General features: G+C 57.5%; 16 protein-coding genes. 2 read left to right on the forward strand and 14 right to left on the reverse strand.

Annotated elements, in window-relative coordinates; all coding sequences use genetic code 11:
* Positions 1-66: 66 nt before the first annotated feature.
* The 13 genes from AC4PR2_RS00655 to AC4PR2_RS00715 form a co-directional block, all read right to left on the reverse strand.
* On the reverse strand, positions 67-1,926 hold the full coding sequence (locus tag AC4PR2_RS00655; RefSeq protein WP_492174854.1) for a carbohydrate binding domain-containing protein: 1,860 nt from the start codon (positions 1,924-1,926) through the stop codon (positions 67-69).
* Positions 1,927-1,937: 11 nt separating this feature from the next.
* Positions 1,938-2,681 carry a glycosyltransferase family 2 protein gene (locus tag AC4PR2_RS00660; RefSeq protein ID WP_060424048.1) on the reverse strand — a complete coding sequence of 248 codons (744 nt, stop codon included), beginning with the start codon at positions 2,679-2,681 and terminating at the stop codon, positions 1,938-1,940.
* A 7-nt stretch (positions 2,682-2,688) separates the two neighbouring features.
* The gene (locus tag AC4PR2_RS00665) at positions 2,689-3,744 is read right to left on the reverse strand and encodes a glycosyltransferase family 4 protein (RefSeq protein WP_492174817.1); all 1,056 of its coding nucleotides are present in this window, start codon (positions 3,742-3,744) and stop codon (positions 2,689-2,691) included.
* A 1-nt stretch (position 3,745) separates the two neighbouring features.
* Positions 3,746-4,651, reverse strand: a complete 906-nt coding sequence (locus AC4PR2_RS00670) for a glycosyltransferase family 2 protein (protein ID WP_038876980.1) — start codon at positions 4,649-4,651, stop codon at positions 3,746-3,748.
* A gap of 3 nt (positions 4,652-4,654) precedes the next feature.
* Positions 4,655-5,809 carry a hypothetical protein gene (locus AC4PR2_RS00675; protein WP_443014387.1) on the reverse strand — a complete coding sequence of 385 codons (1,155 nt, stop codon included), beginning with the start codon at positions 5,807-5,809 and terminating at the stop codon, positions 4,655-4,657.
* A 6-nt stretch (positions 5,810-5,815) separates the two neighbouring features.
* Positions 5,816-6,664 carry an ATP-grasp fold amidoligase family protein gene (locus AC4PR2_RS00680; RefSeq protein WP_060440674.1) on the reverse strand — a complete coding sequence of 283 codons (849 nt, stop codon included), beginning with the start codon at positions 6,662-6,664 and terminating at the stop codon, positions 5,816-5,818.
* Positions 6,645-7,943, reverse strand: coding sequence for a flippase (locus tag AC4PR2_RS00685; RefSeq protein ID WP_038876976.1), 1,299 nt, complete (start codon positions 7,941-7,943; stop codon positions 6,645-6,647). Before AC4PR2_RS00685 ends, AC4PR2_RS00680 begins: the two co-directional genes overlap by 20 nt.
* 4 nt (positions 7,944-7,947) lie before the next feature.
* Positions 7,948-10,128 (reverse strand): polysaccharide biosynthesis tyrosine autokinase, encoded by a 2,181-nt coding sequence (locus AC4PR2_RS00690; RefSeq protein ID WP_060424057.1) that lies wholly within the window; start codon positions 10,126-10,128, stop codon positions 7,948-7,950.
* 27 nt (positions 10,129-10,155) lie between these two features.
* Complete coding sequence (locus tag AC4PR2_RS00695; protein ID WP_197802747.1) at positions 10,156-11,289, reverse strand: polysaccharide export protein; 1,134 nt, start codon at positions 11,287-11,289, stop codon at positions 10,156-10,158.
* 45 nt (positions 11,290-11,334) lie between these two features.
* Positions 11,335-12,384 carry a UDP-N-acetylglucosamine--undecaprenyl-phosphate N-acetylglucosaminephosphotransferase gene (wecA, locus tag AC4PR2_RS00700; protein WP_060424063.1) on the reverse strand — a complete coding sequence of 350 codons (1,050 nt, stop codon included), beginning with the start codon at positions 12,382-12,384 and terminating at the stop codon, positions 11,335-11,337.
* A gap of 174 nt (positions 12,385-12,558) precedes the next feature.
* Positions 12,559-13,521, reverse strand: coding sequence for an NAD-dependent epimerase/dehydratase family protein (locus tag AC4PR2_RS00705; protein WP_492174818.1), 963 nt, complete (start codon positions 13,519-13,521; stop codon positions 12,559-12,561).
* 181 nt (positions 13,522-13,702) lie between these two features.
* Positions 13,703-14,602 (reverse strand): transcriptional regulator, encoded by a 900-nt coding sequence (locus AC4PR2_RS00710; protein ID WP_060424069.1) that lies wholly within the window; start codon positions 14,600-14,602, stop codon positions 13,703-13,705.
* Positions 14,603-15,374: 772 nt separating this feature from the next.
* Positions 15,375-16,769, reverse strand: coding sequence for a NarK family nitrate/nitrite MFS transporter (locus tag AC4PR2_RS00715; RefSeq protein WP_060424071.1), 1,395 nt, complete (start codon positions 16,767-16,769; stop codon positions 15,375-15,377).
* Between the two features lie 351 nt (positions 16,770-17,120).
* Here AC4PR2_RS00715 and narX point away from each other — a divergent pair, with 351 nt between their 5' ends.
* Positions 17,121-18,905, forward strand: a complete 1,785-nt coding sequence (gene narX, locus AC4PR2_RS00720; protein ID WP_047730492.1) for a nitrate/nitrite two-component system sensor histidine kinase NarX — start codon at positions 17,121-17,123, stop codon at positions 18,903-18,905.
* Between the two features lie 10 nt (positions 18,906-18,915).
* Positions 18,916-19,566 carry a two-component system response regulator NarL gene (gene narL, locus AC4PR2_RS00725; RefSeq protein WP_004934684.1) on the forward strand — a complete coding sequence of 217 codons (651 nt, stop codon included), beginning with the start codon at positions 18,916-18,918 and terminating at the stop codon, positions 19,564-19,566.
* Here the strand turns inward: narL and AC4PR2_RS00730 are convergent.
* Positions 19,563-21,074, reverse strand: a complete 1,512-nt coding sequence (locus AC4PR2_RS00730; protein ID WP_443014389.1) for a YchO/YchP family invasin — start codon at positions 21,072-21,074, stop codon at positions 19,563-19,565. The genes narL and AC4PR2_RS00730 overlap by 4 nt on opposite strands.
* Positions 21,075-21,406 lie beyond the last annotated feature (332 nt).

The raw sequence follows: 21,406 nt of genomic DNA on the forward strand, positions 1-21,406 counted from the left end.
GGCAAGGCGGGGTATTTGGGGGTAGGACGCGGGAGAGACCTCCCGCGTGACGTTAACTCGACGCATTCAGCGCTGGAGCCACAGCGTCGCGGTGCCCACGGCGGGCAACGCCAGCGCGATCTCCGCCCCCCCTTCCTGCTGCCGCCAGCCCGCCGGAAGGCGCAACCGGGTGCTTCCCTCTCGATAGTAAGGATTGGCTACCAGCAGCAAGGCGCGATCGCCCAGAATAAACATCCGCGCCGGCATTTGCGGATCGCTTCCCGCCAGCGGCGTCGATTTTCCCGTCAGCAGATAAGGGGTGAAAGCGGCGATTTGCTGCGACACGGCAGCCACACCGCGCCAGGTGGCGTCAAACTCCCGTTGGTCGAAGCGGCCGGTTTTGCGCTTGTAAAACAGATCGGTATAGGAATAAAACAACAGCCCCTTGGCGCCGCCGATCAACGCCTGCCAGGCCTGGTTGCGGATTTCCGCCTCTGACGGCGGATGTGGCTTACGGCGGGCGTCATAAGCGGCGTGATCCATGATTTGCATCACCACCCAGGCCCCACGCGCCTGGCGGGCGGCCTGCACCGTGAGTTCGGTATAACGCGTGGTGCGCGTCAGATCGCTATCGTTCCCCACCGGGTAAGGGTCGGTCGCCAAAATGTCGCTGCTGTTGAAGTGAGCGTCCAACTCCCCGGTTTTGTTCAACACCTGGAAGGTGGGATGATCGCCGTCAAGCTGCTTTATTTGCAGGTTTTTTTCCTCGATCTTATCGAGATATTCCGGCCCCAGCTCATCGTTGATGTACCAGGCGAGCAGGTTGGGCTGAGAGCGCAAGCGCTGCACGTACCAGGCCGTCAGCGCCGCGTAATCGCCACCGCGCGCGGGCGGCGCGAAGCGGCTGCCGCGGTACTGATCTTTGACGGAGTAAATCACCAGCAGCCCGCGCTGGCGTGCGTTGCGGAAAAAGGCGTAAGGATCTTTCTTCTCCCCATATTCATAATTCAGCACCGTGTTGAATCCCGCCGATGCGATGCGCGCCAAATGCTCATCGGTAGCCACGTTGGCGTAAATACCCAACGGGAAAAGCCGTTGACCACCGCGTACGGTAAAGCCTTCGCTGTCGATCGCCACTTTGGCCGCAGGCTGCCCGACGCGAAAAGACAGCTCGCTGCCCTGTGCCGGCTGGGATTGCTGCCCGGTGACCTGCTGACGCAGGCGGTATTCCCCCTGGGCCGGGCCGGTCGGCAGTGGGTATTCGATCCGGCGCTGCCCTTCAACCTGATAACGGTCGCGGCTACGGTGAACAACCTGCCCCTCGGCATTGAGCAATTCGCTGTCGACTTGCAAACGCTGCGGCTGCGGAGTGACCAACAGCGTGTCGACCTTCCCCTGCGCCGACGCGCCGAGCTGATACAACGCCGGCGTAGACGCTCGAGCACACGCATAGGCGTCGTCAAACCAGGCGGTACCGGTGCTCCCCTTGCGCAGATAGACGCCAAAAGTGACTCGCGCCGCCTGCGGCGGCACGGTATAGCTGGCGCTCACCTGCCGCCAGCCGCTGTCGCCGGTCACCCCTGCCGGATAGCTGCCTTCCAGAAAGCGCCCCTGCGCATCGAAGCTCTGCAGATAAACCCCGGCGCCGCCGTCGCGGCTTTGCCCGCGTACGCCATGGGTCTTGAGCCAGACGCCGAAATCGATCGTCTGCCCGGGCGCAACCCGCAGCATCTGACTGAAGGTGCGGTACTGCGCGGCATCTGCATTGTCATAACGCAGACTGCCACGGCCGCTGTGCGCATCGCCGTCGGCCTGTGCGCCCTGCGCACGCCAGCCGCTAAGCCCCTGCTCAAAGCCGGGGTTGGCCAACAGATTGGGTTGGCAGCTTTGCGCCAGAGCCGAAGCGCTCCACCAGGCGCAACAGCCCAGAGCCGCCATCTGATACATCCCCTTCATGGTCATTTCCTTTTCACCACGGCGTTGAACAGATAAGTGGCGAACAGATAGCAGGATTTCTGGTAAGACAGCCCCAAATGCTGACGGTAAATCCGCCATTGCCAGTCCGCGGCGCGGATTTTGTTGCCCGACAGCGAATGGGTAGACAATCGGTAACAGGCCAGCGGTTCGGGAATGCAGTAGGCCAGGCCGTTACGCGCCTTCTGCAGCACCGCCAGCCACATCAAATAGTCCTCATGACCCACTTTTTGCTGATACACCTTACCGATGCGCTTCTGGTTGTAAATGCCGGTGAGATTGCCGATCCAGTTGCTTTTCAACATGTCCTGATAGCCAATAAGCTCATCCGCACCCCGGGTGTTTTTGATCAACTTCAGGTCGTCTTCGAAGGTGTAATAATGGGAACACACCACGTCGTAGCGGCGGGTTTGCAAAATGCTCGCCTGGCGCGACAGCTTGTTGGGGAGCCATACGTCATCGCTGTCGCAGAAGGCGATATAGTCACCCTTCGCCGCCTCAATGCCGATGTTGCGCGTTTCCGCCACGCCCTGGTTATGCTCATTGCGTATGTAGGTGAGGCGATCGTGGATAAACGGCCGCACCACCTCAGCAGTATCGTCGGTGGACGCATCATCGATCACATACAGGTGATAATCGGTAAATCGCTGATTCAGCACGCCTAGAATCGACTCTTTAATAGAGTGCGCCGCATTGTAGGCCGGCATTATCACGGATATCTTTTCCATTCTGTCCTCACTCGGTGAGCTGTTGCCACTCGGGATAAATACGTTCGGGAGAAAAACGACGGGACTTCTCTAACGCGGCGAGAGAAAAGTGCTCGCGCAAACCCGGATCGAGCATCAGTTTGATCACCCCTTCGCTGAAGGCGGCGGCGTCGTCATCGGGCACCAGATAGCCGTTGACGCCATCGTCTATCAACTCGGCCGGGCCGGTCTTGCAGTCGTAGGCCACCAGCGGCAGGCCGAAACTCATGGCTTCGATCAGCACCATCGGCAACCCTTCATAGCGAGAAGTCATCAGATACAGGCTGGCTTGGCGATAATAGGCCGCCACGTCGGCGGTGGCCGGCAGCAGGTTCACTTGCCGCTCCAACCCGGCGTCTTCAATCTGCCGCCGCAATGTGTCGCGCTCCGGACCGTCGCCAATAATCAGCAGCCGCCAATCCGGCGCCTGCGCCGCCACTCCTCGCCACAACGCGATCAGACGATCGAAGCCTTTCTGATTGCTCAATCGCCCCACCGCCAGCGCCACTTTTTTCTGCAGCGTCGGTGTCGGCGCCTGCGTGCCGAATGGTGAAACGTTCTCGATCACCCGGCATTTTCCGGCCCCCACCCAGCGAGCGATGGCGTCGCTATCTTGCCGCGTCAGGAAAATCACGCGGTCACACAGCCGGTAAACCAGCAACTTCAACCACTTAAATACGCGCGGGTACTGGTGAAAGCTGACGTGTTCACTCAACAGCAGCCGGCTGCGGGCACAGAACAAACGCAGAAAAGGCGTCATCACCACCGACAGTTTCCCCATGGAAACGGTAATGATCACGTCCGCGCGTTCACGCCGCAGGGCCATCGCCAGCCGCCATGGCCAGAACAGCGAATCGCCGCCGCCGCAGCGCAGCCGGACGTCGTTCGCCAGCGGAAAGAAGCTCCGCTCGCCAAACAGCGAAAACAGCGCCACCTCGTAACCCGGCAGACGCGCCAGCGCATTGGCCAAACCGCTGGCGACCCGTTCAGTTCCGCCCTTTCCCGCTATATTTTCGATAACGATGATTACCTTGCGTGGTTGCATATCATCTCCTGAATCCCTGGCGTACATTGCGCAGCAGCCGGCCGCCCACCGAGAACAACCCCAACCGCGCCAGACAATCGCCATACCATTTGATCATCTTGAACTTGCCGCTCAGGCTGCGCCGCACGATGCGCGACGAGTAATAATTGAACGCCTGGGCGTTCTCCGAATACAGCGAGGCCAGCAGGTGCTTGCAGGCGAATCCGCTGATATGGCGATCGCTGGGGCTGAGGAAGGTATTGATAAAGCGATCGCTGGCCTCCAGATTAAGCTTCGCCGTCATGCGCCCGTAGCGCCCTACGTCGAGAAACACCCCTCCGCCGGCGTCGTGCGCCACATGCGCGCCCAAATTGGTGGCATTGACCAAAAAGCCCCAATCCTGATGCTTATTGAGGAACTCGGGAAATAAAAAGCGGCGATCGCTTTTTTTACGTATGCTGATGGTGGATGAACGAATATCGCCCATTTCCAGAAAAAGAAAATCTTCGCCGGAAGAACCGGATTTGTAGTGGAAGTTGAAGTCACGTACCGAATCGCCGCTCACCTCCGCATAGTTACCGAAGATAATATCAATATGGCGATCTTCATGTTTATTCATGCGGCGGATAATATAGTTGGTTGTGAAGTAATCATCGGAATCGAGAAAAAACACGATCTCCGATTGCGCCAACTTGATGCCTAAGTTACGCGATACCGCCGCATTGCTCTTCTTTTTTTTCTCGTGCAGCATCACATTGCTATTGGTTGCTGCTATCTGGCGAATATATTTGATATCATCCTCGTCAGAGCAATCATCAACCAAAATCACCTGATAGTCGAACCCCTGGCAAGCGTTGAAAACCCGCTTCAGAGTTTTAGGCAGATAGCGTGCACTATTGTAAATAGGGATCACGATCGAGAAATCCATTTCTTAACCCTCTAATTTAGAATTTATCATTTCTTTTCCACGGCAAAGCAACAATAACGACACGTTAAATACCGGGACCAAAAAATAGGTTTCCGTCAACGTTGTTAACAGGAAAACCGCCACCACCCAGCGCATGAACCGACTCAGCTTGCGCATGTTACCCAACAGGTGAAAATAACAGAAAAGCATGACGACAGAGGCGAGGCCACCGGCCGAATAAAACATGGCAATGAAGAAGAAATCGACGGGTTTATAAGGTTCTATATTCATGCCGAACAGCGGATTGGGTAGCCCCACCGCCTGAAACATCTGCCAGGAGAACCAGACTCGCCCGGTCAACGCCTGGTTCAAGAGGACGTCCAATGCCGGATTGCTGCCCCAGAGCATAACGCTGGCGAATTGAAAGCCGACAATAACCAACGTCAGCACGATGCAGACTTTTCTATTGGGGGCGACACGCAGCAGCGGCGCCAGCCAAAATAGCAATAACATCAACAACGCCAGCATAAAACAGGTGCGAGAATAGGAATACATCAGCACCGGGAGAATTAACGCCGACACCGCCAACGACGCGATATTTTTCATTCCACGCGTTAGTTTCGCATGGTCGATCAGGCACAGCAGCGTGGCGAACAAGGCAAAAGAATAATACGCCAGGGTATTCGGGTTATCGAAACCCAGCGTTAATCTGTTGCCGTAACGTTCATCAAGATAAACAAACCCATTGGTGTAAAAGCTATAGGGAATGACCATCAGCAACCCTGCCACCACAAAGGCGATGGCAAACATTTCAGCGCCACGTCCCATGTCGATGCGGCGAAATAAAATGATCACCGCCGTGCTGAATACCGCGCCAAACAGATAATCCCCATGCCCGGTGGCAATATTAACCAGAAACAACAGAGCCAAAAAACCCGCAACCGTTTTTTCCGCCAGCGTAGCGATAAAAAATGCATAACCGACATAGAGCAACATCAGGCCATTAAGCCCCATCACGGTTTTATTAATCAGCTCGCTGTTGAACGATCCCGAGGTCAGGAAGGTTTTCACGAAAAACAGCAGCAGAAAGGTCAATACGATGGATTGATTGACTAAATCCCGCGACTGATTATAACCGGCGTTGGCATGCATTTGAAAATTGGAGGCGACTCTTTGCATAAGTGTTTACTCAGTAAAATAACTGCCCCATTCCTGCTCAATGTTTTTCGGCATCAGCTTGCTTAACCCCGCGCCAGGCGTAAACGTTAACTCACCGAAATACACCTTCTCGCCGACCTGGTAGAAATCCACGCGGACATAAGAGAACTGCTGCGCTGTCTGGCGTGCCAAACGCGTCATTTCGTCCAGCCGCGTAGGGCGCGGCATCGGTTCGTCGGCATTCGGCAAGCTGATACGGATTTCGGTGCGGTTCCAGTCGATATCGAAAATATCGCGCCGATGAGTGCCGAAACGCTGATAGTCCACCTGGATGAACATGCGAATTTCATGATTGTCGTTAAAACAATGAAACTTGATATCGTTCGGCACCTGCTCGCCATCCAGCAACAGGCGCTCCACCATGATGCAGGGTTCGATATCCAGATAATGCTTTTCGCGACTCTGCTCGTAAAAGTTGCTGCGCATCCACGCGTTGCTGAGATCGTACAACTCCGCGTAGCTCACCTGCTGCTTGTCGAACACCAACCGGTTATAACCGCTGCCGTGGTTGGCCTTCAGCACGAAGGCGTTGGGCAATTGCCTGAACATGTCGTAGCTGAGCTCAGTGCCATGCGCATACAGCTCCACCAGATACTCCTCGCCCCACAGACCGGCGATAAATTCACGTACCTTGAACTTGTCCGACAAGGTGGTGTAGATGCTGCGCGGATAAATTTTGCGACGCATGATCTTTTCGCTGAAGCCGGTCGGTTTTGACAGGTGCGGCAGCTTCTTGAAATAGAGCGCGTATTTAACCTGATGGTGCCAGGCATCGGGCAGGCGTTTGGAAATGTTTTTAACCAGGATGTTTAACATGTTCTCTCCTTAATTTGCTGACAAGACGCGGCAAGCAGTAAAAACAGGTCAGCTGCAGTCGGGTAATTTTTCCGCCACGGAATAAACTGTTCAGCACGAAGAACGAAATGAATTCCGCCAGCAGCGTAGACACCGCCGCACCGATCAGGCCGTAGCGCGGGATCAGCAGCAGATTCATCACCACGTTCGCCACGGCCACCAACGGCATCTTGATGGCGATAAAGCGATAGCCGGCGAACAGCACGATGCTACGGTACGAAACCGTCCCCATGACCGAGAACAGCGAGGTCAGCGTACAAATGGCCAGGATGCTGGCGGCCGGTTGGAAAGCGGCACCGTACAGCAGCGCAATGGCCGGGTGGGCGAACCACCACAGGCCCAGCAACACCGGCAACGACAGGCCCAAGACCACCAGATAAAGCACCCGGATACGGTATTCCTGCTCCAACGGATCGCGACAGCTGGCAATGCCCGGCATCAACGAGGTGATCAGCGCCATCGGCACGAACACCCAGCCTTGGCTGAGGGTGGTGGCGGCACTGAACCAGCCTACCGCCTGCTCGCCGACCAGATTGCCCAGCATGATTTGATCGATGCGGGTATAGATCACTATCGACAGGCTGGAGATGGCCAGCGGCAGGCCCACCTTGAGCAAATAACGGCCATAGCGCCCGGCCTGGCGCGGCGTAACCCGCGGCGAGGCCGCAGCTTCGCCACGGAATAACCAGAGGCGCGCCAGGTAAGGGACGGCGCTGCTGAGGATGTAGGGCACCGCGAACCACACCAGCGGCAGCGCGGCGCTCACCAGCGCCAGCCGCAGCCCGATCGACAGCAGCAGCGCCAGGTTGTTGATCAGCGTATTGCGTTTCGACTGCAGGCGGGCATCGTAATAAATCTTGTACACGTCCTGAATCGAGAAATAGGCGCTGACAAGCAGCAACAGCGTCATCAGTTGGCTGGCGGGCGATTGGCTGAAATAGCTCCATGTCAGTATCGGCAGCGTCACCGCCAGGAACAGCCAACGGCGCAGGCGTATTGACGCCAGCATCAGGCGAATGCCGCTCGGTTGTCGGCGGGCGACGCGGTTGAAAATGATGCTGTCGGCGCCCAACTGTACCAGTGGCACCACGATGGCAATCGTCGCCAACAGATAGTTGAGCGCGCCAAACTGCGCGGGCCCCAGATAGCGCGCAACGTAAATGGAGACGAAGATGCCGGACAGGCTGAGCGAAACGCGTTCGAGCATCAGCCACAGGGCATTGGTGATAATGGCCTTCACCCGCTTATTCCCCTGCCTGCGGGCTATCTTCCCGATGGCTTGGGTAGGCGAAGTTGTAGTAGCTCATGTCGGTTGCCGCCTTCTTCACCATACCGTTGAGGATCACGCCCTTGATCCCCACCCCATTCTGTTCGAAACGGCGCATGCTGGTTTCGATCTGCTTGACGGTGTTGACTTCAAAACGCACCACCAGCAGCGAGGTGCCGGCGTGATTGCCGACGATCGCCGCATCCGTCACCGCCAGAATCGGCGGCGTATCGATCAGCACCAGATCGTAGTTTTGCCCGGCCCAGCGCAGAAAATCGGCGAAACGGCGGTGCATCAGCAGTTCGGACGGGTTCGGCGGCACCTGGCCGCGTGGCACGAAGTCCAGATTGGCGATGGCGGTTTTCCGCACCGCCTGTTCCGCCATCACGTTGCCCACCAGCAGGTCGGACAGGCCCTGATGCCCGTCATCCGCCAGCCAGCGGTGCAGGAAGCCTTTGCGCATATCGGCGTCGATCAACAGCACCCGCTGCCCGGCCTGCGCCACCACCACCGCCAGGTTGGTACTGGTAAAGCTCTTGCCGCTTTCCGGGCTGGCACCGGAGACCATCAGAATGTTGTTCTTGGCCTCCATCATGGCGAAATGCAGGCTGGTGCGCAGGCTGCGGATCGCTTCCACCGACAGATCCGTCGGTTCGGCCACCGCCAGGATCGGCAAGCGCCGGCCGCCGGATTTAGGCAGCAAATGACGCTGTTCGCGGTTGCGCTTCACCTGCCACGGCGACAGCGGCACGGTGGCGTAGACGTTGATGCCCCGTCTCTCCAGGGTATCGATGTCATTGATGCCGCGATGGAAAGCCGCGCGCAACAGCACGACCGAGGCGGCGCCCGCCGCGCCCAGCAGCAGCGCCAACAGCACGATCAACGCCTTTTGCGGCTTGATCGGCCGGATAGCGGTTTCCGCCTCGTCGATGATGCGAACGTTGCCCACCGTGCCGGCCTTGCTGATGCTCAGCTCCTGCTGCTTGTTCATCAGCTGCATGTAAACCTGCTGATCCACCTGCACGTCGCGGGTGAGGCGCAGGATCTCCTGCTGCATTTTCGGCAGCGTCTGCACCTGTTTACCCAGCCGCGCCTTTTCCGCCTCCAGCGTGGCGCGCTTTTCCAGCAGCGCCCGGTAAGCCGGGTGCACACGGGTATAGAGCTTGGAGATCTCCGCTTCCTTGAAGGTCAGCTCGTTGAGCTGGGCCTCGAGCTGCACCTGAGTATCCAGCACCGATTTGGCTTCCAGCGACAGATCCACCGAGTCGTTTTGCTGGCGGAATTGATTGAGCTGAGTTTCGGCGTTGTTCAATGAGGTTTGCGTTTGCGGCAGCTGCTCTTGCAGGAACGCCAGCATACGCTGCGTCTCTTCCGTTTTGCGATCCACGTTCTGCTGCAGATAGTTGTCGGTGATGTTCTTCAGCATCGCCTCGGCATTCTGCGGATCTTCGCTCGGCAGCGTAAAGGTCATGATGCCGCTGTCCTTGCCACCCGGCACCACGTCCAGGTATTTACGCAGATCGTCCACCGCTTTTTGACGCGCGACTTTGACCACGGTAAAGCTGGCGCCCGGCGCCGCGTCCAGCGCCGAGACGGTCATGTTCCAACCGCCCTGCGCCACCGGCTGCCCGACCACACCGCTGAACAGTTTGTCGCCGTCATGGCTCAATTCGTAATGCTGTCCGTCGCGCACCGTCAGCGTCAGCGTTTCGTCCAGCATGTCCTCCGGCGTCGTCAGCGTGGCAATGTCCAGGACCGGCGGCTTTTCGCCGCTCAGCCGGGCAAAGCCTTTGCCGAACACCGGGAAATAGTCCGGGCTAACGCGCACCGTCAGACCGAGGGCGTCCACCGTTTTGCCCAGCACGTAGCGTGACTTGACCAGCGTCACCTCATCCTCCGTCGCCGAACTTTGCCCCATCGAGCTGTCCAGCGTTTCACGCAGCAGCGAATCGCCGGACAGCTGCTTCTCCACCTGCACCACCGCCGTGGCCTGGTATACCGGGGTGGCCAGCAGGGCGTAGGCAACACCCAGCACGCCGGCCAAACCGGTCACGGCGGCGATCCGCCAACGGTTATCCCACAGCGGCCCGATCAGGCGCTCCCACTCCAGCTTTTCATCTTGTTCGGCCACCATCACGGACAGCGCATTGTTTTTCATCTTCTGTTCCTTATTCACCCTGCGGAGTTACCAGTTGCGCACGCGCAAGGTAGCCTCGCTGAGATCGTTAAAGCTGCTGATGGTCGGCACCAGCTGGCTGATCAAACGGTTCCAGCGCGCGACCGGCGCCGCAGTGACGTACACGACGTCGTAAGGTTGCAGCTGAAATTCAGCGCCCATCGCCAGCGCGCTGGCGTCGGAGAGATCGAACTGATACAGCGTCGCCAGCCGCTGCGGCGTTTTACCGCCGCTCGGCCGGATCACGAACACCCCGGTCGCATCCGCCACCGTCTGGCTGATCCCTTCGGAAGATCCGAGGGCTTCGGTCAGGGTCATGCCGCTGCGATCCATCTTCAGCGTCGCTTGCTTACCCACCTCGCCCATCACGAACACTTTCAGTTCGTCATTGCGCGGGATGTAGAGGATGTCGCCCGGCTGCAGCAGCGCGTTCTGGCTGATGTCGCCGCGCTGCATCAGCGCCTGCAGCGAGATAGCCCGCTCCTTGCCCTGATGGGTCAGCACCACGTTGCGCCAGTCGGCGTTGTCCGTCAGGCCGCCGGCGGCGTTGATCGCGTCCAGGATGGTCAACGGCACGTTGGTGATCGCCTGTTGGCCGGAGGTTTTCACTTCGCCGGTCACGTAAGCCTTCTGCGAGCGGAAAGCGGCGATGCTGACGTCCACCTGCGGGCTTTCCACATACTGCGCCAGACGGCCGGCGATCAGGCTGCGCACTTCGGTGACGGTCTTGCCCACCACCGCCACGCGCCCGATATAGGGATAAAAGATCGTGCCATCCGCATGCACCCAGTTGCCGGTGTCGCTGGCGCTGCGGTACTGCCCGGCCGGCGTGGTCAACTCGGGGTGATCCCAAACCGTGACGTTCAACACGTCGCCGACGCCGATGCGGTATTGATAACTCTGCAACCGCTGATCCAGCGCCGGGTTCGGCCGGGCGACCGGTTCTATGCGCCGCATTTTCTGCAGCAGCATCGGCGACATGCGATAGACCTGTACCTGGTTATTCAAATCGAAATCGTCGTCCTGCTGCACGACGATGGCTTTTCCACTGGTCGGTAAATGCGAGCCGGGGACCACCGTACAACCGCTCAACAGCGCGGAGGTGCAGACCAACGGCATCAAAAGGGCCAAATGAAGATTCATGGAGCTACCGTGATAGACGGGCTGCTGCCGCAGCCCGAGAGAGGATTATCGGCCAACGCTGGGGTTGTCGCGGAGTACCGTTGCCTGGCGCGGTTCACGCAACATGGCGAAATAACCGCAGAAACAGAGCAGAAACGCCACCAGCATCAGGCTTTCCTGCAGCTTCAACACTTCGCTGCAAATGCCGACGCAGGCCAGCGTCACCGCCAGCATGGTGCTCATTGCCAGCGCCTGGCGTGCATTGAGCCCGCGGCGCATCAAAATATGGTGTAAGTGATCGCGGCCCGCTTTGAAGGGGCTTTGGCGGCGCAACAGGCGGCGCACCATCACGGTCACCATGTCCATCAGGGGAATGGCGATCAACCACAGCGCGGTGACCGGGCGCATCACCGACTGCGGCCCCTGCGTCGCCAGCAACACCAGCCACAGCACGCTGAAGCCGATCACCATGCTGCCGGCGTCTCCCATAAAGATCTTGTTGCGCGCACCGAACAGGCTCAGGTTAAACAGCAGATAAGCCGCCAGCGCGACGATCAGGCCCAGACACCACAGCGCCAGGTCTTCCCGGCCGCCCAATCCGAACAGGATGGCCAACGCCACGAAGGTGACGCAGGACAAGGCACCCAGTTGCCCATCGATGCCATCAACCATGTTGTAGGCGTTGATCGCCCCCCAGACCGCCAGCGGCGTAAGCAGCAGCGCGCCATAACCGAGCATCACTTCCTGATGGCCCCAGACATAGCCCAGCGAGGAAAGCTGCATCCCTGCCGCCAGCATCATCGCCAGCGCGATCCCTCCCTGCACCATGACGCGCGGCGCCACGGGCAGATCAAAGCGGTCATCCAGTACGCCCAACACCACCAGCGCCGTGACACACAACAGATAGACGGCGCTGTCGGGCAGCCAGGCGGGTTGCCACAGCGTCATCAGCGTCAGCGTCAGGTACACGGCGATGCCGCCGACCAGCGGAATATGCCCCAGATGTTGCTTGCGCGCATTGGGCTTATCAACCAACCCCACCACCAAAGCGGCCCGGCGGGCAATAAGCACCCAGGCGACCGCCAGCACAAATATCACGCTCAGTTGATATAACATCGTTCCTCCAGCGAATAAGCACGCTACCGCCCTTGAGTTACAGCTCCCAATGCGCTATTAACAAAAACAAAATTGATCCTGCCAGGATATAAGTCAGCATGAATTAATCCTGAAAAATGCAGATTTATCCGCTTGTCGGCGGAAATAGGTAAATAACGCCAGCGTGCGGTTAAGTTATCTCTTAGAAAACTCATGCTTAATGGTTCTTTCGATTGCCGAATCAAGTTCTACCGGCGCCACGAAATTATTCCGCACACTACTTTTAAATTGCGTTCTGGCGCAGAATTTCTGCACTCTTACGCGGCTGATTGGGAATTTTTTGCGACTTATTTTACTGACAACATCTAAGGCGGTTGCGCCGCATATGCCTACGGCATAGGGAATGCGAATCGTCTTATTTTCTCTGCCCAGCGAAGAGGAAATAACGTCGACCAACTGATTCATCTTAAAGTCCGGTTTATCGACGTAGTTGCTGACCTGATACGTTGACTGTTGATCCAGCGCATGTTCCAGCCGCGCGGCAATATTTTCAACGTAGGCCATCGACTTCATATTATTACCGCTGCCAATCATCACGAATCGGCCGCTGGCGATCTGGCGGAACAGGTTATACACGTTGCCGCGGTTGCCTTCCCCGAAAACCACCGTTGGGCGGATGATGGTCAATTTGTTTGCGCTATCCGCCTTGCGCCAGGCTTCATAAACATATTCCGCTTCGAGCTTGGATTTGCCGTAATGGTTGAAGGGCTCGAAACGCCCCCCTTCATCGGTTTCCTGTTCAACGAACCCGTAAACGGCAACCGAGGAGGTGAAAATGATTTGGCGGATATTCAATGCGGAGGCGGTCATGCAGACATGGCGTGCGCCTTCGACATTGACCTGATAATAGAGCGAAATAGGATCGACATTGTCCTGATGCTCCGCCGCCAGATTAATGATGGCGTCACAGCCCGCCAGCGGTTCTTGCAAGGTCTGGGGCTGCGTCACATCGCCATACTGATAGAGCGCCGGAAAATGTGCGCTGGGTTGCTTGTCAACGATGACCAACGTCAGGTCGTCGCGCTCACTGAGACGTTTCGCCAGGCGTGTTCCGATAAAACCGGAACCCCCGATAATAGCTACTTTACGCTTATCCATAATTTGTCACTCAGCAGGTTTCTCATTATTCCTGTCACCGCAATGGAAACAGGGCGCTAATATGCGTTAGGTAATGAGTTCCAGACTGGACAAATCGAACCTGGCTTTCAAATAACAAATAATGAAATAAAAGATTTCATCAAATGTAAAATTATCGCTAAAGATAAAACCTCATTCAGCGTTAATTTTTAACATCGTAAGCAACTTGATATTGCAAGGTTTTATTCGGCAATATGAGATTAATCCGACCTTTACCCGGCGTAGAAGAAGTCTCATATTTTACCGGCAATTTAAGCTGCCCTTGCTTAGGGTCGACGCATTCGATGGTCGCCTGATCCATGCTCTCGCCCTGGTACAGGCAGAACAGGGTTTGCGGGCTGTTGGTATGGGGATTATTCAGCGTCAGCGTCAACACAACGCGCGTGTTGTTCTGAATATCATTGATCACCGGCGGGCGAGTTTGGTTACCGAGCACATATGAAAAATGTGAAATAACCAGCAACGAAGCGAATACCGTCAGGTATTTCACTACGCGGCTGGCAGGCATGCTGAAAAAGCGACGCACTGCCGCCGGCTTCTTTTCCTGCACCGGTGCTTTGGCTGATTCCATCGTTGCGACAGGCGCAGCAACAAGGGGCGATTTACGCGGCTTATCTATTTTCTCTTCGTTGATTTCAGGCGATTCACTTTCATTTTCGGAAAGTTCCGCTTGAATATCAGCGCCAATATCATTGCCGTCATTTAATATATCGTCGTCAGCGTAGTCCTCATCTTCGGATATAAAGTGAAAAACGGCTTGATTTTCCACCTTGTAACCCAAACGAGGAATGGTTCTGATAAGCGTATGTTCCGCATCGCTAATTTTCTGACGAATAGATTTAATTGTTTGATTTATCGTTGAATCTGAACAATACGTTCCTTTCCAGATATTTTCTATAATTTCCGTTCGGGTAACCAGTTCTGGTGATCTGGCGACAAGCAGCGAAAGAATTTGATACTCCTTCCAACGCAGACGGAATTTCTCCCCGGCAGGAGTCAGAACATCGAGATTCCTAATCTTTATTCTTTTATCAAGATTCACTTTTAATTTCCTTAGCGTGCCTGTCCTGCACACTTTGTATAGAAATATCAAAAAATGTTCAAGAAATTAAATGTAAACTCAACAGGTTGCATCCATTGGATATTGGCTTTTATAAAAATTTTCTGATTTCATTTTTTACATTAGGCCTGATTAAGGATGTTATGTTTATCCAAACGACTCTTTTTCCCTGTTGGCAACATGGATTTCTTTCATGATTACCGTAAAATTCAAACTAGCACCCCATTGATTTTAAAAGAAAAAGCCAGCAGTGTTGTTTGATTGTTAATCGAATAAAATTGTGAAATTTCATTCCGCCACGTGAATTCATCCTGTTTTTCCACCTAATCTGATTGCCAGATAGACTACAAAAAGCCGGAAAAAACAGAATGAGAGTTGTCTGATTTAACCCCAGCGTTCATTCCAGTGGATGGGCGCAGCATCTAAGACAAAACCCTATAGATGATCTTATAACAATCGCACTAATTATGCCTCACCCTCCCGGAAATTTCATTTAACCTGCGGGAAAGGCATTAATGATTTAATGCAGGAATACTCTCAATAAAAAGAAAAAACCGTGCAAATAATATAATCCGTTTACGCGAAAGCATTCTGACATTGAGAGATAGTGCTATAAAAAAAGAAAAAACGGTAATCGGGGATGAGAATTTTACCTAAAGACAGAAAATTTCACTGAGGAGGAGAGAAGAGATGACTCGGAATGAACGAAATATCCCTCCCCTGCCGGGAAGGGATAGAGAAAGCCGTTTGACACTCAGGCCTTTTTCTTGCGGCCATACACCGCCCAGGTGATCACCACGCACAGGATATAAAACACCAGGAACACTTTCATCGCCCCCGCCGGCGAACCGGTCATCGCCAGCGAAGTGCCGAACGCCTGGGGAATGAAGAAACCGCCGGCCGCGCCAATCGCCGAGATAAAGCCCAATGCGGCGGCAGAATCCGTCACCGCTTCACGCTGCGCGCTTTCATCGCTGCCGCCGGCCGCTTTGACGCGATCGACAGTGATTTTACGGAAAATGACGGCAATCATTTGGAAAGTCGAGCCGCTGCCCAGCCCCGCGGTGAGGAACAGCACCATAAAGATGCCGTAGAAGGCGATGAACGAACCGCCCTCCCCCGCACTCGGCAAGGTCAGGAACAACAGCGCGGCGAAAACGGCCATAACCACAAAGTTGATCAACGTCACCCGCACGCCGCCGAAGCGGTCAGACAGCGCACCGCCAACCGGTCGCGCCAGCGCCCCAAGGAACGGCCCGAAGAACGCGTAATGCAGGATCACCACGTCCGGGAACTGCGTCTTCGACAGCATGGCGAAGCCGGCGGAGAAACCGATGAAAGATCCGAAGGTCGCGAGGTACAGCAAACTCAGCATCCACAAATGCCCGCGCTTGAGCACCGGCAGTTGCTGACGTAACGATGCCTTGGCCGCCGCCAGATCGTTCATGCCGAACCAGGCCGCCAGCGTGGCCACCAGCAGGAACGGCACCCAGATCCAGGCGGCGTTTTCCAGCCACAGCTGGCCTCCCTCGGCCTGATTTTGCGCCGTGCCGCCAAACAGGCCGAACAGGCTGAAAGAGATCGCCAGCGGCGCGACCAGCTGCATAACGCTGACGCCCAGATTTCCCAACCCGCCGTTAAGCCCCAACGCACCGCCCTGACGCGCTTTCGGGAAGAAGAAGCTGATGTTGGCCATGCTGGAGGCAAAGTTGGCGCCGGCGAAGCCGCACAGCAGGGAAATGATGACGAACACGCTGTACGGCGTGCTGCTGTCCTGTACCGCGAATCCCAACCACAGGCACGGCACCAGCAGGAAACAGGTGCTGATGGCGGTCCAGCGGCGGCCGCCAAACAGCGGGATCACGAATGAATACGGCACGCGTAAAATGGCGCCCGAAACCGACGGCAGCGCCGTCAGGAGGAACAGCTGGTCGGTGGTGAAATTGAAGCCCACCTTGTTCAGGTTGACCGCGACGGCGCTGAACAGCATCCAGACGCAGAAGGCCAGCAGCAGACAGGGAATGGAAATCCACAGGTTGCGGGTGGCGATACGATGGCCACGCTGCTGCCAAAAGGCGCTGTCTTCAGGACGCCAGTCCTGAATCAGCGCACCGGTTTTCTTTGATGAAGGCGTTGCAAGTTGCGACATAAAAACCTCAGACACGGGGGATCATTCCGCACACCCTAGGGGGCGGCCCCGGCGGCAAAGTTGATGTATATCAACCCGAATGCAAGTAGTTGGCGCCGCAAATAGCGCCCTCATCCCCTTAGGGGTACGCCACAATTAAAAATTAAATCAATTAAAATCAATACATTGGAAATAAAACCCGCATCACTTTCATCGTCCTGCTCCCCCGCCGGAAACTAATGGGTACTTCATTCGAGGTATGGGGTTATGCTCAGGGATAATCAAAAATACGGCTGAATCGTTACTTGTTTACCCCCGTCGCCGCCTTCGCCCCTGAGCCTCAGCGGCGCCAAACGCCAGGAATCCGCGCTTATGAAACGCCTGTTGGCCCCGCTTTCGATCGTGAATCAGGTCGCCCTGCTGATGTTGCTGTCGGGCATTCTGGGCGTGGCCGGCATGGGGATTTCCGCCTGGATGTCGCAGAGCATTCAGGGCAATGCGCACGCCATCAACAAGGCCGGATCGCTGCGTATGCAAAGCTACCGGCTGCTGGCGCAGGTGCCGCTGGATGAGCGGCATGAAACGTTGATCCGCGAACTGGAGCGCGACGAAAACAGCCCCGACCTGCAGCGTTCAGTGGAACAGGAAGGGCTGACGCAACCTTTCGACGCCTTGCGCGACTATTGGCAACAGACCCTGCAACCTCGCCTGCGCAGCGCGCAGCGCCCGGCCGATGCCGCGCCGCAGGTGGCGCACTTCGTGCAGCTGCTGGATAAGCTGGTCTCGGATATCGACAGGCAAACCGAGCGCCGCCTGCTGATGGTGACGCTGGTGCAGGCCGGTTTCATCGCGCTGACCCTGCTGCTGCTGATCGGCACCACCTGCTACCTGCGCCGCCGGTTGCTGCATCCGTGGCGACAGCTGGTGGAGATGGCGTTGGCGGTGGGCCGCGGCGACTTTAGCCGCCGCTTCGCGCAGCGCGGCCACCAGGATGAAATGGCGTCGCTCGGCGGCGCGTTGAACACCATGTCCGACGAGCTGTCGGCCACCTACAGCGGGCTGGAGCAGCGCGTGGCCGAGAAGACCGCCGACCTGCAGCAGAAAAATCAGGTGCTGAGCTTCCTCTATCGCGCCAGCCGCCTGCTGCACGCCAGCGAACCGCTGTGCAGTCGCCTGACGCCGCTGCTCAATCAACTGCAAACCCTGACGCCGCTGCGCGCCATTCAGGTACGGCTGTATGAAAACGACAGCCGGGAGCCGCTGCTGCAGCTGAGCGGCAACCAGCCGCTGCGGCCGGAGCATTGCCATAATCCGGTGTGCAGCGCCTGCCTGAACGACAGCGACCGCCAGCATCCCGACAACCCGTCGCTGAGCTGGAGCCTGAGCGACAAGCTCGGCGACTACGGCGTGATCGTGGCGCAACATGCGCCGCAACAGCCGCTGAACGATGAGCACCGCCAGTTGATCAACACCCTGGTGGAGCAGTTGACCAGCGTGCTGGCCATCGAGCGTCAGGTCGACCACCAGCAGCAGCTGATGCTGATGGAAGAACGGGCGGCGATCGCCCGCGAGCTGCATGACTCTATCGCCCAATCGCTCTCCTGCCTGAAAATGCAGATCGCCTGCCTGCAGATGCAGGGCGAAACACTCTCGTCCGCCAGTCAGGCGCTGGTGCAGCAGATGCGCGAAGAGCTGAACGGCGCCTATCGCCAGCTGCGCGAGCTGCTGACCACCTTCCGCCTGCAGCTGACCGAGCCGGGCCTGCTGGCGGCGTTGCAATCGACGGTCGCGGAGTTCAATCCCAAACTGGGCCTGACCATCCATCTCGATTACCAACTGGGGCCACGTACGGTGCCCGCCTACCAGGCCATTCACCTGCTGCAGATCGCCCGCGAGGCGCTCAGCAATATCCTTAAGCATGCCGCCGCCAGCCAGGTGAGCATTCAGGTCATCAATAAACGGGGCGAAGTGACCCTGAGCGTATGCGACAACGGACGCGGCCTGCCGGCCGAGACGTCTCGCCCCGACCATTACGGCTTGATCATCATGCGCGATCGCGCCAAGAGCCTGCACGGCCGCTGTGACATTTTACCGCGCAGCGGCGGCGGCACCGAGGTGCGAGTCAGCTTCACGCCGGATAACCACGCCATCGACTAACGGAGACACCATGACGACAGAAACCGCCGCCACAATCTTACTGATCGACGACCACCCGATGCTGCGCAACGGCGTAAAACAGCTGATTGGCATGGACGCTCGCCTGCAGGTCATCGCCGAAGCCAGCAACGGTGAGCAAGGGGTCGCGCTGGCGGAACAGCACGATCCGGATCTGATCCTGCTCGATCTGAACATGCCCGGCATCAACGGGCTGGAAACGCTGGATCGCCTGCGCCAAACCGACCTGTCAGGGCGCGTCGTGGTGTTCAGCGTGTCCAACCATGAAGACGACGTCGTCAGCGCGCTCAAGCGCGGCGCCGACGGTTACTTGTTGAAAGACATGGAGCCGGAGGATTTGCTGAAGGCGCTGCATCAGGCCGCGGCCGGGCAGATGGTGCTCAGCGAGACGCTGACGCCGATCCTCGCCGCCAGCCTGCGGGAAAACCGCCCCAGCGCCGATCGCGATATTCAGCAATTGACGCCGCGCGAGCGAGATATCCTGAAGCTGATCGCTCAGGGGCTGCCGAACAAGCTGATCGCCCGCCGCCTGACCATCACCGAAAGCACCGTCAAGGTACACGTCAAACACCTGCTGAAGAAGATGAAGCTAAAATCCCGCGTCGAGGCGGCCGTGTGGGTGCTGCAGGGTAAAAACGGTTAATCGCCACCGTACAGCGGCCCGGTTTGCGCCGGAATGGGCGGCGGCGTCAGGGTTTTGATCGGCGGCAGGCCCGCGTCTTCCCCAGAGGTCGCGGTCAGCGGCGGCGCCACTTTCAGCGCTATCCAGTTCGAGGTCACGCGCTGCTGTTTATCGTCCTCCAGCGTGACCGCCAGCCGGTAGCTGTTGACGGCGTCCGGCGCGTCGTCCCACGGCGGCACGATCGCCGTCCAGCCCTGCGGATCGTTGGCGTTGTGCGGCGGCGTCAGGCTCAGTGCCTGCGTATCCCCCTGCCAACTGACATGAGAAATCCCGTTCAACGCCTTGATTTCCAGCACCAGCGGCACGGTTTCTCCCGCCTGCAGGCTCCACGGCGGCGTGGCCAGGAACACCTGCAGCGTCTTGCGCTGGCGGAACTCCAGCACCGGCACGTTCTTGCGTTCGATAGGATCGTAACGGCTGCCGCGCAGCGACTTGGCCTGCGCCACATACTCCGGCGAAATCTGCTTCACCAGCGGCACCCCGAGCCGATAGCTCAACGCCAATTCAACCTGCTCCTGGCTCTGCCCGCCCGCGCCAATCTTGTGCAACGCCTTCATCGTCACCAGCGGTACCGGGGTGTAATTGAGCCCCAGCTGCATGGCGCGCGGATCGCTTTGCTTTTTGCCGCTGCCGAACAGATCGACATTGTCGCCCAGGTACTGCTCATAGCTGAGCGAACCGCCGATCTGGCGGTAAAACGGCAGGTAGCCTTGCGTCGTGATGTCGTAACCGCGTGCCGGGCGGCTGAAAAACACCCCATCGCCGGGCTGCTGCGACAGCGCCGACAGCGGGTAGTAATAGTTGGTGGAGAAACGCAGGTAGTCTCCCCAGGCTTCCGCACCGACGCTGCCACGATTGCGCTGCCGGGCGAAATCGCTGTCTAGCGCCGTATTGTAGCCCAGCAGCCAGTCGCCGACGATCCAGCGCTGCCCCAGCGCAAAATTGCCCAGCGCCCCAGCGCTTTGCTGCAGCCAGCCGATCTGGCTGTAGGTCAGCAATCCGTCGACGTCGTACAGCGGGCTGAATAACTGCCCGTTGCTGCCGGTAAAGTCCCCCTCCCCGGTCATTTTCAACGATAGCCGCGCGGTACCCAGTGGCGACAACAGTTCCTGCGCCTGTTGCTGCAGCGTGTCGGCCGCCTGGCCCAGCAAATAATCCTCGGCGCGGCTGCGCATCTGCTGACGTGAAACGTTGTTCAGATCTTTCTCGCCGAGCTGTTTGGCCATCTCGGCCCACTGTTTTTCACGCGCGGCGTCGTCGGGCGCACCGCCCAGATCCGGCAAGTTCTCGGCCGGATCCGCGGCTTGCTGTTCGGAAGAAATAACGGCGTCCGGCGCCGGCGGGGATTCAGCGCACACGGGCTCCATGCCGGCCAGCCACATCAGCGGCCCAGCCAGCCAGGCCGCCTGGCGACGGCGCCAAAATCGTTTTTGGGTCTTGATAAATCCTGTCTGAATCACGTCTGTCATGACACCGTTGGCTTCTCTCCCTCCTGGATCGCGCCAACCCACTGCTTGGCTATCGCCTTTCCCGCGACAGATCTGAAAAACCTTACGTCCCGGCCTGGCGGGGACGCCTCTCCCTTAAAGCCTAACGGCTTGGCGAACAGAAACAATAGGATAAACCCCAATCGGCCAGAGTGACGCCGTCACATCACATCCTTGACTCGTCCCCCTTCCGAACGCAGGTGAATTCACACTCTTTTAGCGCCGATTTTGCCGATAAAACGTGCAGTAACGCTGCGAGCCGACACGTAGCGGCTTGTTTTGCCATGCAATACGTAAGGCCGTGCTGCGCGCAA

It is taken from the genome of Serratia sp. A07 (assembly GCF_058725505.1).